Below are 13,540 nucleotides of genomic sequence, written 5' to 3'. Positions count from 1 at the left end.
AAATCTCTTTATCGAAGAACGGAAATGTATTGAAGGATTTCATTTTTTAAAAGAAGAATTGACACGAAACCAAAAGGTGTTATATTATTTTTATATAACACCTTTTGGTGTTATATTTGGAAAAGGAGAATGAAGACAACGATGAATGATAAAAGTGTAGTAGAAGATGTAAAACAGACGATAATATTTAACGCGCCGATTCAAAAAGTTTGGGATAAAGTAGCAACCGCAGAAGGGCTCCAACAATGGTTCATGCCTAATGATTTTCAGCCTCTGGTAGGATATGAATTTCATTTGCAATCGCCTTTTGGACCATCTCCGTGCAAAGTATTAGAAATAGATGCACCAAACTATCTTTCTTTCTCTTGGGATACGGATGGATGGGTCGTTTCGTTTACCTTAAAAGAAATGGGTAATCAAACTGAATTTACGCTTATTCATAGCGGCTGGAAAGAAGCTGAAACACTTCTTGAAAAAGCAAACGAAAAGAGTTCAGTGGTACGAGATAGAATGAGCTACGGGTGGACTAGTCTCGTGAATGAAAAACTTCGAAAGGTTGTTGAAAACTAAATGACTTCATCAGCTGCCAAGCATGATATCTTTCAAGCCATTGCTGATCCTACTCGAAGAAAAGTACTTGAGCTGCTTTCTGAAAAAGAATTGCCTATTTCAGAAATAACGTCCCATTTTTCAATAAGCCGTACCGCTGTTGTCAAGCATCTTCATATACTTTCAGAAGCAGACCTAGTCCATGGACAAAAAAAAGGCAGAGAAAAAGTGTATCATCTTCAGCCAGAGCCTTTGAAAGAAATAAAAGATTGGCTTTCTTACTACGAACAATTTTGGACAAACAAATTATCTATTCTTCAGCATATTGTTGAAAGAGACGAAGAAAGAAATCAATAGAAAAAGCATAAAAACGTTTTTTATAAGGAATATAGCAAAGCCAGTCGTTAAAAAGACTGGCTGTTTTACATAAAAGCTGGTTTTATTCTAGAAGGACAAATAAAAGAAAGATGCAGAACACCATAGGGCATTTCTTAAAATAAAAAGATAGACCTTTAGAAGAAAAAAAGGGGGAAACAGAGCAATGAACAAGCTTTTATTTTATGGGACGAGCGATGCTCAAGGAGTGCCTCGATTATTATGTGACTGTAAAGTATGCACGCAAAAAGATCCATTAAATCAGCGCACAAGACCTAGTGCACAGTTCACACTGGACGGTAACGTGTGTTTGATTGATGTATCACCTGATTTTAAACATCAATTTCATTTATACAATAACAAAAAAATCCCTTCTACCGTGTTTATTACTCATCCTCACAATGATCATGTTGCTGGTTTAGGGGATTTAGCCGACTTATGCTACTGGAATAATGTAAGTACAGAAGTCGTAGCAGCCCCTGAAGTCATCAGCGAGTTAATCAAAAGATTTCCTTATCTCGCAAAAAGAAAAGGGCTTACTTTTAATGGCACGTTAAAGTGGGAAAGCGGAGAAACGGCCATTACGTTTCATAAAGTGAATCACGGATTTAACGGTCATTCCTACGGCATTGTGGTTCATCAAAAACAAGGCGTACGCTGGGCGTATGTATCCGATTCTTTTAATGTGACAAAAGAACAGTGGGAGCCTTTTTACCACTTAGATTTACTGATATTCGGTACATCTTTTTGGAAAGAATATCTTCAAAAAGAAAAAAGATCCGTATATGATGTGACAGAGGCAATGGAGATTAAAGTGAAGCTACAAGCAAAAAACATGGTGTTCACTCATTTATCACACAATATTGATATCCCAAAGCACGCTGAGATGCTTTTAGATAAAAACGTAAGCTTTGCCTATGACGGACGCGAGATTTCATTACCTTATTTGTGTTGAGATTAATTAATATCTTATAGAATAATAATTTCAAACTAGGAAGGTAAAAGGGGTTAATAAGCAGGGATAGCTTGAAGTAGGAACGAACACGACACTAAATTGGAGCTAAAGAAGGGGATAGTGTTATGGATGCTATTATAGAAAAACCAAATAACCTCGGTGAATTATCTCGATTTCTATTAGAAAAAAATAGTCAGAAAACATCACATATTGGTTATTGTGGTGAAAAAGAAGAAGAAATCTACCAGACATTAAAAGAAGATTTTATTAGTGACGAGGGTGATATTAAATTTTTAATCGCTAGAAATAGGACAGGAGAAATTTTAGCGGCTATTGGATTTGATATCGAAGAAATGGTAGCAGAAGTGTGGGGACCTTTTAATAAAACATCTTCTATTGATTTGCAATCTCAATTATGGAAACAGTTAGTTAATGAAAATCCTTTGATCCAAGAATTTCATTTTTTTATCAATGAAGAAAATGAGCTGCAACAAGTATTTATGAATGAAATAAAAGCAAAAAAGACTGGTGAACACTTGATCTTAGAAATTAAAGAACAAAATTTTGATAAAGTTATTGAAATGAAAAGCGAGCCATTTAAACATAGTGATTTTCAAGCATTTGAAATGCTGCATAACGCAATGTTTCAAAATACTTATTATGATGGAAAAACAATTATTGAGAGACTTAACGATAGAAATATGTTAAAGATACTTAAAAATATGTCTAATGAGTTGCAAGGCTATGCGTACTTTGAAGTCGATACTGAAATGCGAGAGGCTTCATTGGAGTATATTGGTGTTTCAAAGAATGCTCAGAGTCAAGGTCTAGGAACGAGGTTGTTAAAGGAAGTTTTAACAGAGATGTTTTCATTTCCACAAATTAATGAAATTAAACTAACCGTTGATAGAGCAAATAGTCAAGCAAATCGAGTATATATGAAAGTTGGTTTTGAACCAAAAGATATTCTTATAAGTTATCGCCTCAAACTGTAAAAGAGTTAAGTTCAATGAGGGCGGAGAACATTAAGTGTAAAAGCGCTCGGATTTTTTTCGAGCGCTTTTACTTACCATTTATATTGCTGATTTGTAGTTCTAACTTATGCTTCTTTCTATCAACCGAATCCGTTAGAAACAAGGCAATTCTTTTTTTGTTGTAAATTAGATGCGCTCGATAAAATCACTCACAACTTTGTTAAACCGATCGCTTTCTTCGAGAAAAGGGCAGTGACAGCTGTTCTCAAAAACTTCAAGTACAGAACCTGAAACCAGCTTTTGAATATGCCTTCCAGCCGCTACAGGAATGAGTTTTTCTTCTTTTCCAAAGCACAGTAAAGTAGGAATTGTAATAAACGGGAGGAATTCTCGATAATCCACAATGGATTGATCAAACAAAATAGCACTAGCTATCGACTCGGGCATTTTCGTTACTTCTTTCATAATCCAATGTTTATCTTTTTCAGTTAATTCATCCTTAAACATAAGCGGAATAAAACTTTCTAATGTACTTGTTCGATCAAGCTGAATACCTTGCATAAGCGAAATAAGGGCAGGTAAATCAAATGCACCGATTGGAAAGTCTGACCATTTAAAGTCTGAAGCCATTTCATCTACAATAATATTCCCTTTTACATTTTCTTCACCAAATTGTTTCAAATATTCCCACACAACAAAAGCACCCATCGACCAGCCTACTAATATGACGTCTTTTAATCGATTATTATTTATAAACTCATGCACATCGCGAGCATAAGTGGAAATTGTGTGACCATATGGAGTATGACTTGAATTTCCATGTCCTCTTAAATCCAAAAGAATAGTTTGATACTGTTTCGAAAAAAAAGAAAGCTGGTTGTGAAAAAAACGACTGCTCATCCAAACTCCGTGAATGAAAATAATAGGTGTTCCTTCCCCTTGTTTTTCATAGTATAAAGTTGCACCGTCTTTTAATGTATAAAAAGGCATCATTTCCGTCTCCAATCTCAAAGGTTCATATCTCATCATGTATGCGCAGAAAAGCTCAGGTAGAACGTATCTCCGCAAGAAAATGTTCATAAAAAAACAAATCCTAGAAGTGTTCGCCTTGATATGTTATACTATTACAGGCTTAAATACTGTATGTTTTTGAAACAATCATTCACTGTAATACTTTTTAGATAGAAGCATCCTCATAAAAAGGATGTTGTTTTTGTCGTAATGTACCTTTAAGTAATGAATTGTTACCATCAATTCGGTTCACAATAACCGACCTACATGCATTATATCTTGCAAATATAAACAGATAGGTGGAAGAAGCAACATGACTGAAAGAAAACCATATCAAGTACTACTATATTATTTGTACACTCCAATTGAAAATCCTGAAGAGTTCACAGCTCAGCACTTGGCATTTTGTAAAGAGCTTGAACTAAAAGGACGCATTTTAATTGCGGCTGAAGGGATCAATGGAACAGTATCAGGAACAGTTGAACAAACAGATAAATACATGGAAACGATGAAAAATGATCCTCGTTTTGAAGGTATTGTATTTAAAATAGACGAAGCAGATGAACATGCGTTCAAAAAAATGCACGTGCGTCACCGCAAAGAATTAGTAACTCTTCGATTAGAAGAAGATGTGAATCCTCTTCGCGTAACGGGTAATTACTTAAGCCCAAAAGAATTTTATCAAGCGATGCAAGATGAAAATACGGTCGTAATCGATGCACGAAACGATTATGAATACGATTTAGGCCACTTCCGAGGAGCTGTTCGTCCGGATATTCAAAACTTCCGTGAGCTTCCTGAATGGATTCGCGACCACAAAGATCAGTTTGAAGATAAAAAAATCTTAACGTACTGCACAGGCGGTATTCGCTGTGAAAAATTCTCTGGATGGCTTCTTGAAGAAGGTTTTGAAGATGTAAGCCAGCTTCACGGAGGTATTGTAACATACGGAAAAGATCCAGAAGTACAAGGTGAACTATGGGATGGTCAGTGCTATGTATTTGATGAGCGCATCAGCGTACCAGTTAACCAAAAAGAGCATGTGATTGTCGGGAAGGATCACTTTACCGGCGAGCCTTGCGAACGTTATGTTAACTGCTCAAACCCAGAATGCAATAAGAAAATCTTAGCTTCTGAAGAAAACGAACACAAATATTTACGCGCTTGTTCACATGAATGCCGAGTAAGTCCCCGTAACCGCTATGTAAAAGAACATGGTTTAACAGAAGAAGAATTTGCAGCACGTGTTAAAGAGTTAGAAAACGAACACGTAACTTTATAATAAAAAAACAGCACGCTATATACAGCGTGCTGTTTTTTTATGAAAAGATTCTCTTGTAACCTAGTGTTTAGAGAATAACCTAGTGTTTAGAGAAGGTTATGCAACGGGTATTTATAAAAAGGAAACATATTCCTGTTTTTTTGTTTTGCATACTTAAAGGAATATTTTTTAGAAAGCGATTAAAAAACGGTTGTACATAAAAACAACAAAGGAGCTTGAAAATGGAAGCGAAAATTGAAAAAAAGTACGATGGACGTTTACTGGAAGGACCCCTATGGGATGAAGAAAATCAAAGATTAGTGCTAGTAGACATTTTAGATAAAAAACTTCTTACGTACGATCCAAAAACGACAACATTAGAAGATATGGATCTTCCTTCAGTTGTTACAAGCGTTTCTACAACCAATCATTCAAAATTGGTCGTCTCCACTCGTAATCAGCTGCTTTTAGTGGATAAAAACAAAAAGAATCATGAAGAGTATATCCGTTTAGATACTCTTGAAAAAAACATGCGTTTTAATGACGGGAAATGTGATCCATATAATCGCTTTTGGATTGGCACGATGAGTGAAGAAGATGAAGAAGGAAAAGCCCAGCTGTACGTAGTAGATGAAAAAGGTGTAATTAAGAGTGCTAAAGAAGGATTAAGCGTGTCAAACGGGCTAGCTTGGAATCGAAGAGGAGACAAATTCTTTCTGGTTGATTCCCCGAAAAATAAAATTATGTCTTATTCATTTTCTAAAGAAACAACAAGGCTCGAAGATGAAAAAGTGTTGATTGACCTTTCAGATATAGACGGGTTTCCTGATGGAATGACAATTGATGAGCACGACCGACTGTGGGTAGCGCTTTGGGGAGGTTCGAAAGTTATTTGTGTAGATCCAGAGAAAGGAGAAATTATAGAATCTATTCATCTTCCTGTTTCCAATGTAACCTGCTGTACATTTGGAGGAGACGATTTACAAACTTTATTTATCACCACAGCTAAGGAAGAAGAAAAATACGAAGAAGCTGCCGGCTCTCTTTTTTCATGCCGAGTAGGAGTAAAAGGCTTACCGGCTTATACTTACGTATATTAGACCAGCACTTATCAAAATGTAATGATTCAGACCAGTAACGATAGATATTAAATGCAGTTTCTACAACTCCTTTGCACTGCGTTCATTCCCTTTACATTTTATTCATTATGAGGAAGAGGAATAAAACATGACGATAACGAATTCCCATAAAGAAGCCTTTCAAAGAATATGAATACTTGTATTGGGTAACAATGGTTAAAGGTACAAAAGGAGGAATTGTTTTGGAACAAACATTGTATGAAAAAGTGGGCGGACAAGAAGCGATTGAAAAAGTAGTAGACTATTTTTATTCTGAACTTGTTTTAAAAGACGAAACAGTTAGTCACTTTTTCGAGCACACGGATATGGATAAACAACGTCGACATCAAGCCAAGTTCATAAGCTTTGCCTTAGGTGGACCGAATCAATATTCAGGAAAGTCGATGGCCAAAGCGCATGCAAATATGAATATTCAGCCCGAACATTTTAATGCAATTGCTAAGCATCTTCACGATGCACTTGCTCACTTTAATGTTGAAGAGCCTGATATTGACCAAGCATTAAGTAAAGTTGAATCCCTAAGAAATGATATTCAATATAAATAAATCATAAAAAAAGAAGGTTACTGTAACCTTCTTTTTTTATGCTCAAAGCTGTGATGTATGAAGGAAACATGGAAAAGACATCGTAATATGATAAAAATGCAATAGGTGAAAATATTTATCGAAAGTCTGGGAGTGGGAGTATGTCAGCAATTAATGGGAAGCAATACGTAGAGAGAATTAACCAATTAAAAGCAAATGTATGGGTTGATGGCAAGCTCGTAACAGGCGATATATCAGAACATCCGGCTTTTAAAGGAGCCATTAACAGTCAAGCTAAGCTTTATGATCTTCAGCATGATAAAAAAATCAAAGATATCATGACATACCAATCTCCGGCTTCTAAGGAATTTGTCGGTACATCTTATTTACAGCCTAAAACAAAAGAGGAGTTAAAAAAGAGGCGAGAGATGACTCAGCAGTGGGCTCGCTTAACTCACGGTATGATGGGGAGAAGTCCAGATTATATGAATACCGTATTGATGGCTTTTGCATCCTCTGCAGAACTCCTGAGAGGAGCAGAAAATTGCTTTCCTGAAAACATCATTTCTTATTATGAATATGTGAGAGAGCACGACTTATCGCTCACTCATACATTCATCGATCCTCAAGTCAATCGAATCCAATTTTATTACGAGCAAAACGATGAACCGATAGCAGCAAGAATAGTTGATAAAAACAATGAGGGAATCGTTATCCAAGGCGCGAAACTGCTTGCTACACAGGGCGGAATGACAGATGAACTGCTCGTACTGTCTTCAGCGGGCATTCAAGGAAAAGAAAAAGGATTTGCTTTTTCAATTCCAAGTAATACAAAAGGAATTAAATTTATTTGTAGAGAATCATTTGCAGGAAAAGATTCGACGTTTGATTATCCATTAAGTTCTAGATTTGAAGAAATGGATACAATTGTTGTCTTTGACCATGTATTAGTACCGTGGAACCGCGTGTTTTTCTATGAAAATGTAGACGTATCAAATACATTCCTTGCTTCTAGTTCCTTCTCAGCTTTTGCTCTGCATCAAGTAACTTCAAGGAGAATTGTCAAAACAGAGTTTGTATTAGGAATTGTACAATCTCTGATTGAAACCATTAACATTACGGACTATCCGCATGTGCGAGAAAAAGCCACGGAGCTTATTATTGCGTTAGAAACGATGAAAGCTCTCGTGATGAAAGCAGAAGAAGAAGCGGAGATTGATACATGGGGATACATGCGTCCGAATGAAACTACACTTCGTATTGCCGCAAATATATTTTCAAAAACATATCCTACCTTTACAGAGATTATCCAGCTTTTAGGTGCAAGCGGACTAATGGCAATACCAACAGAAAATACGTGCCGCTCATTGGTTAAGGAAGATATTACGCGTTATTTGCAAGCTAAATCGAGAGGAGCAGAAGATCGAATTAAGCTTTTTCGACTTGCATGGGATTTAACGATGAGTCCGTTTGGCACAAGAGAAACGCTGTATGAACGTTTTTTCTTTGGAGAGCCTGTACAGTTAACCAGTTATCTGTACTTATCTTACGATAAAGAGCGCTATGTACAGAGAGTCACCGATTTTTTGAAAAGTTAATGGAGAAAACTGATCTCCGCTGGGTATGATAATTTAGTTGCAAAAACAGCGGAGATGCTTATTGAATAAATTTGAAAAATCTGCAATAATTTTCAGGGAATCATTTCTGTGAAAATACTAAGGAATACTATAAAGATAGGATGTTACAATGAAGCAATTAATCTATTTTGGTTTAGAACAAGCAAAATCTTGTGTTTTTCCTGTTATTATTTTTCTTACATTGGCCATGACAAAAATAATTGAAGTACCGTTTATTTCTAGATATGACCTTATTTTATTAGTCTGTCTAGGAACTCAAGTTTTAATGGTGGCGTTTAAACGAGAAACGCTTGATGAAGTAAAAGTCATTGCAGTATTTCATTTAATTGGACTAGCGTTAGAACTCTACAAAGTTCATATGGGCTCATGGAGCTATCCGGAAAAAGCTTTCACTAAAGTCTGGGGAGTTCCGCTGTACAGCGGATTTATGTATGCTAGTGTAGCCAGCTACATGTGCCAAGTGTGGAGAAGGCTTGAATTAAAGCTTGCGAATTGGCCTTCTACGTGGATTGTCAGTATACTAAGTATGACTATTTACCTTAACTTTTTCACGCATCATTTCATTTACGACTTCCGCTGGTTTTTAAAACTTTTTACTTTACTTATTTTTTATCGAACTTTTGTATATTTTACGGTTAACAAACGTACATATCGCATGCCTTTAGTATTGTCTTTTGTACTGATTGGCTTTTTCATTTGGATCGCTGAAAATATCGCAACATTTTTCGGAGCATGGCAGTATCCAGATCAACAGCAGCAATGGACAATGGTTCATATAAGTAAAATTAGCTCTTGGCTTCTTCTTGTGATTGTTAGTTTCTTGATTGTTGCTTTACTAAAGCATTTAAAAGAAAATCAAAGCCAATTTAAACAAAGGAAGAAATCCAAAGAAACAAACGAAATATATGAAAGATAGAAACATAACTATGTACACGCTGTTAATATGAGGTACAGAAGCTTTGGAGGATTATATGCAAGAATATATCTTTTATCTTCCCTATTTTAAATCAGCGGGGAAGACCGTAGCAGTTACAAATGAAAATGGAGAAAACGTCGGACAGCTTAAGAGAGTGCATAAAAATATGTGGACTAAAAGTATTGATTTTGTAACTCGTGATGGACTTCCAGTTTTAGATTCTATTTCTTGGTTTCCTATCTTTTCCTGCGGCTTAAAGGTACATGTACAAGTTCAATGGGAAGGAAGAACGGTGTTTATTGATCACGTGAAGAAACACCGGTGGGTGATAAAAGAAAGTGGAAAAACAGTGGGGGATCTATTAGGTAAAGGAATAATCAAAAACGAAGGAGCACAAGAAATTAGATGGGGAAATAACGTCTACATGTTAAGTAGTCATGAAGCTGTAGAGGAAGCATGTATTTTTAATCAAAAAAGAGAAAAAGTCGCGGAGTTTAAATCAGACCTTTTTCATTTTAAACAAGGAAAACACTCAATAAGAGTAACAGAAGAACTGCCCGTACCCATTTTTATCGCTTCTTACTATATAACTACTTTTATTATGCCATGCATATAATCAGGCGCAGAATGATTCTGCGCCTGATTTTTATATCATGATTTTACAAATATCATTTGTGAATTCAACGGGATCACTAATAGATAAGCCTTCAATTAGAAGAGCTTGGTTATATAATAAATTTGTATAAAGGTCTAGTTTCTCTTTGTCATTTTCAAATGCATCTTTTAAAGAAGCGAATACATCATGATTTACGTTAATTTCTAACACTTTTTCTGCTTTTACATGCTGATTGTCAGGCATAGCACTTAAAATTTTCTCCATTTCAATCGTTACTTCACCATCAGCTGATAAGCAAACGGGGTGTGTTTTTAAACGTTTAGACGCGCGCACATCTCCTACTTTTCCCGCCAAAGCTTTTTTCATATAGTCAAATAGCTCTTTATTTTCTTTTTCCTCAGACTCATTGAGCTGTTCTTCTTCTGCTTCAATCCCTAAGTCACTGCTTGAAACAGATTTAAATTCTTTTTCTTCGTACGTCATTAACATTTTAATCGCAAATTCATCGATATCTTCTGTAAAATACAGAATTTCGTATCCTTTATCTGCAACCAATTCTGCTTGAGGAAGCTTTTCAATTCGGTCGTACGATTCGCCTGATGCATAATAGATATACTTTTGATCCTCAGGCATGCGCGATACATACTCGTTTAGTGTTACGAGCTTTTTCTCTGTAGAAGAATAGAATAAAAGCAGGTCTTTTAATACATCTTTGTTGCTGCCAAAGTCACTGTAAACGCCGTATTTTAGCTGGCGGCCAAATGATTCATAAAACTTCTCGTACTTTTCACGTTCGTTTTTAAGCAAGCTTTTTAATTCGTTTTTGATTTTCTTGCCGATGTTTTTGGCAATCAGCTGAAGCTGGCGGTCTTGCTGCAAAATTTCACGTGAAATATTAAGAGATAAATCTTCAGAATCTACCATACCTTTTACAAAGCTAAAGTAGTCTGGAAGAAGATCTGCACATTTATTCATAATTAAGACTCCGTTTGAATACAGTTCAAGCCCTTTTTCAAATTCTTTTGAGTAGTAATCAAACGGACTATTTTCTGGAATAAATAAAACAGCATTGTAGCGAATCGTTCCATCCACATTAATATGAAGGTGAGTGAGCGGTTTATCAAATCCGTAGCGCTTTTCTGAATAAAACTGCTCATAGTCTTCTGAAGTCAATTCATTTTTATTTTTCTTCCAGATCGGTACCATACTGTTGATAACTTGTTCTTCTGTATAATCTTCTAGCTCGTTATCAGAACCTTCTTTAGGCCGTTTTTCCGTTATGTCCATTTTAATCGGGTAGCGGATAAAGTCTGAATACTTTTTAATGATTTCTTTTAAACGATACTCTTCTAGATACTCATCATACGTTTCATCTTCTGTATTTTCTTTAATTTTTAAAATGATTTGAGTCCCAACCGTTTCTTTGTCGCAAGGTTCGATTGTATAACCATCAGCACCAGTAGATTCCCATTTATAGGCTTCATCGCTGCCTAACGCTTTACTAATCACCGTTACGACATCTGCCACCATAAACGCTGCGTAAAACCCAACGCCGAATTGGCCAATAATCGTGTGTCCGTCCTTTGTTTCATTTTCATTTTTAAACGCAAGGGAACCGCTTCGCGCAATTGTGCCCAAGCTACTTTCAAGCTCTTCTTGCGTCATGCCAATTCCAGTATCCGTAATGGTTAAGGTACGGTTAGTTTTATCGGGTGTTACTTTTATGTAATAGCTTTCTTTGTTAAAACGCAAGGAGTCGTCTGTTAAAGCTTTGTAATAAATTTTATCGATTGCATCGCTTGAATTTGATAGAAGTTCTCTCAAAAATACTTCTTTTTGAGAATAGATGGAATTAATCATCATCTCTAATAATCGCTTTGATTCGGCTTTAAATTCTTTTTTTGACATAAGAAGTTCTCCTTTCCAAATAGGGCTTACAAAATAATTAGCACTTGAATAGATAGAGTGCTAATCACTCTTTTTATTTAACATGTATTAGGGTATTTGTCAATATATTAGGAGATTCACCAAAGAGATTAAAAATTAGACTGAAAAAAGCAAACTTTTAAAAAAAGGTTGAACGTTCTGAAAGAGTTTGCTAGAATATACTTAATTTCAAAGACTATATGTGACTGGCGAAACGCGGATAACCGTGAGGAAGCATATAGTGACGTAGCCGTTCGCCTGGGCAGAGGTAAGGGATTAATACATATCTCTTACCTCTTTCTGTTTAGGGGGAGAGGATATAGAAGTTATCAGACATGTAGGCTAAAAAACCAGACTTTTAAAAAAATTAAAAATGAAGTTCCTTTATCCAAAGGTAAAAACATGTAAAACTACGATGATAATCAGAGGAGAGTACAAAATGAGCACATTAACATTAGAAAAAGTACAAACAATCAAAACATTAAACAACATTGCACAAAAAGGTCTAAATGTTTTTAATCAAGAAGGTTATCAAATTGACAACGACAGCGAAAATCCAGATGCGATTGTCGTGCGTAGCTTTAACATGCACAGCATGGCATTTGACCAAAATTTAAAAGCTATTGCACGAGCTGGAGCAGGGGTTAACAATATACCGGTGGACGCTTGCACGGAGCAAGGTATCGTTGTATTTAATACGCCAGGAGCTAATGCAAACGCAGTAAAAGAAATGGTTTTAACTACAATTATGGCTTCTTCTCGTAACTTATTTGCTGGAGTTGAATGGACAAAAGGATTAGACGGCCAAGGTGATCAAATTCCTAAGTTAGTTGAAGCAGGTAAAAAACAGTTTGTTGGAAAAGAAATCAAAGGTAAAACATTAGGCGTTATTGGTTTAGGTGCAATTGGTGCTCTTGTAGCAAACGACGCGCTTGATTTAGATATGGACGTAATTGGTTTTGATCCATTCATTTCTGTTAATACAGCTTGGAATTTGTCTCGCAACGTACAGCGTGCAATGTCTCTAGAAGAACTATTTGCAGCATCTGACTATATTACGGTTCACGTTCCATTAACGGACGATACAAAAGGTGTTTTCAATAAAGAGACGTTTAGCATCATGAAACCAGATGTTCATATTTTGAACTTCTCACGCGGTGAGCTTGTAAACGAAGAAGATATGAAAGCTGCTCTTGAAAGTGGAAAAGTTGGTCGATATATTACAGATTTCCCAAATCAAAATGTCTTGAACATGAAAAATGTTGTGCCAATTCCTCATTTAGGGGCATCAACTCAAGAATCAGAAGAAAACTGTGCGGTAATGGCAGCACGTCAAGTGAAAAATTTCTTAGAAACAGGAAACGTTAAAAATTCAGTGAACTTCCCGAATGCATCTCTTCCTTACACTGGGAAAAAACGCGTAGCTGCTTTCCATCACAACGTACCAAATATGGTAGGACAACTTACGCAAGTATTCTCAAACTACAATTTAAACATCGCAGATATGGTGAACAGAAGCCGCGGTGAATATGCGTATACAATGATCGATATTGACAATCAAGTAAGTGACGAGATTGTGCCTGAGCTAGAAGAAAAAATTGGTCAAATTGAAGGAATTATTACAAGTCGTATTATCTAATTTGGTTATCATCCTATT

The 13,540-nt window shown here is 36.0% G+C and carries 13 protein-coding genes and 1 riboswitch; of the genes, 11 read left to right on the top strand and 2 right to left on the bottom strand.

Going from position 1 to position 13,540, the window contains the following annotated elements; translation table 11 throughout:
- The first annotated feature begins 141 nt into the window (after positions 1 to 141).
- The 4 genes from ACH6EI_RS12440 (at position 142) to ACH6EI_RS12425 (ending at position 2,874) form a co-directional block, all read left to right on the top strand.
- Positions 142 to 570: an SRPBCC family protein gene (locus tag ACH6EI_RS12440; RefSeq protein WP_028413312.1), complete on the top strand. Its 429-nt coding sequence runs from the start codon at positions 142 to 144 to the stop codon at positions 568 to 570.
- On the top strand, positions 571 to 906 hold the full coding sequence (locus tag ACH6EI_RS12435; protein WP_028413311.1) for an ArsR/SmtB family transcription factor: 336 nt from the start codon (positions 571 to 573) through the stop codon (positions 904 to 906).
- Between the two features lie 184 nt (positions 907 to 1,090).
- Positions 1,091 to 1,879: an MBL fold metallo-hydrolase gene (locus tag ACH6EI_RS12430; protein ID WP_028413310.1), complete on the top strand. Its 789-nt coding sequence runs from the start codon at positions 1,091 to 1,093 to the stop codon at positions 1,877 to 1,879.
- Positions 1,880 to 2,004: 125 nt separating this feature from the next.
- Positions 2,005 to 2,874: a GNAT family N-acetyltransferase gene (locus ACH6EI_RS12425; protein WP_028413309.1), complete on the top strand. Its 870-nt coding sequence runs from the start codon at positions 2,005 to 2,007 to the stop codon at positions 2,872 to 2,874.
- Between the two features lie 165 nt (positions 2,875 to 3,039).
- Here the strand turns inward: ACH6EI_RS12425 and ACH6EI_RS12420 are convergent, their stop codons facing one another.
- On the bottom strand, positions 3,040 to 3,843 hold the full coding sequence (locus tag ACH6EI_RS12420; RefSeq protein WP_028413308.1) for an alpha/beta fold hydrolase: 804 nt from the start codon (positions 3,841 to 3,843) through the stop codon (positions 3,040 to 3,042).
- Between the two features lie 334 nt (positions 3,844 to 4,177).
- On the opposite strand from ACH6EI_RS12420, the gene trhO reads away from it, so the two are divergent.
- The 6 genes from trhO (at position 4,178) to ACH6EI_RS12390 (ending at position 9,957) form a co-directional block, all read left to right on the top strand.
- The gene (gene trhO, locus ACH6EI_RS12415) at positions 4,178 to 5,146 is read left to right on the top strand and encodes an oxygen-dependent tRNA uridine(34) hydroxylase TrhO (protein WP_028413307.1); all 969 of its coding nucleotides are present in this window, start codon (positions 4,178 to 4,180) and stop codon (positions 5,144 to 5,146) included.
- Between the two features lie 221 nt (positions 5,147 to 5,367).
- On the top strand, positions 5,368 to 6,225 hold the full coding sequence (locus ACH6EI_RS12410; protein WP_028413306.1) for an SMP-30/gluconolactonase/LRE family protein: 858 nt from the start codon (positions 5,368 to 5,370) through the stop codon (positions 6,223 to 6,225).
- A gap of 221 nt (positions 6,226 to 6,446) precedes the next feature.
- On the top strand, positions 6,447 to 6,809 hold the full coding sequence (locus ACH6EI_RS12405; protein WP_025751868.1) for a group I truncated hemoglobin: 363 nt from the start codon (positions 6,447 to 6,449) through the stop codon (positions 6,807 to 6,809).
- Between the two features lie 140 nt (positions 6,810 to 6,949).
- Positions 6,950 to 8,386, top strand: coding sequence for a 4-hydroxyphenylacetate 3-monooxygenase, oxygenase component (gene hpaB, locus ACH6EI_RS12400; protein ID WP_028413305.1), 1,437 nt, complete (start codon positions 6,950 to 6,952; stop codon positions 8,384 to 8,386).
- Positions 8,387 to 8,534: 148 nt separating this feature from the next.
- On the top strand, positions 8,535 to 9,341 hold the full coding sequence (locus ACH6EI_RS12395; RefSeq protein WP_028413304.1) for a DUF817 domain-containing protein: 807 nt from the start codon (positions 8,535 to 8,537) through the stop codon (positions 9,339 to 9,341).
- A 55-nt stretch (positions 9,342 to 9,396) separates the two neighbouring features.
- Positions 9,397 to 9,957 carry a tubby C-terminal domain-like protein gene (locus tag ACH6EI_RS12390; protein ID WP_028413303.1) on the top strand — a complete coding sequence of 187 codons (561 nt, stop codon included), beginning with the start codon at positions 9,397 to 9,399 and terminating at the stop codon, positions 9,955 to 9,957.
- Between the two features lie 30 nt (positions 9,958 to 9,987).
- Here the strand turns inward: ACH6EI_RS12390 and htpG are convergent, their stop codons facing one another.
- Complete coding sequence (gene htpG / locus ACH6EI_RS12385; RefSeq protein ID WP_099331007.1) at positions 9,988 to 11,865, bottom strand: molecular chaperone HtpG; 1,878 nt, start codon at positions 11,863 to 11,865, stop codon at positions 9,988 to 9,990.
- A 210-nt stretch (positions 11,866 to 12,075) separates the two neighbouring features.
- Positions 12,076 to 12,154: riboswitch (ZMP/ZTP riboswitch) on the top strand.
- Positions 12,155 to 12,322: 168 nt separating this feature from the next.
- Between htpG and ACH6EI_RS12380 the strand changes: the two genes are divergently transcribed.
- The gene (locus ACH6EI_RS12380) at positions 12,323 to 13,522 is read left to right on the top strand and encodes a phosphoglycerate dehydrogenase (RefSeq protein ID WP_013057119.1); all 1,200 of its coding nucleotides are present in this window, start codon (positions 12,323 to 12,325) and stop codon (positions 13,520 to 13,522) included.
- Positions 13,523 to 13,540: the final 18 nt, after the last annotated feature.

It is taken from the genome of Priestia sp. JSM ZJ58 (assembly GCF_044383985.1).
Classification (GTDB): domain Bacteria; phylum Bacillota; class Bacilli; order Bacillales; family Bacillaceae_H; genus Priestia; species Priestia zanthoxyli.
This window is presented reverse-complemented; position numbering and strand designations above follow the sequence as displayed.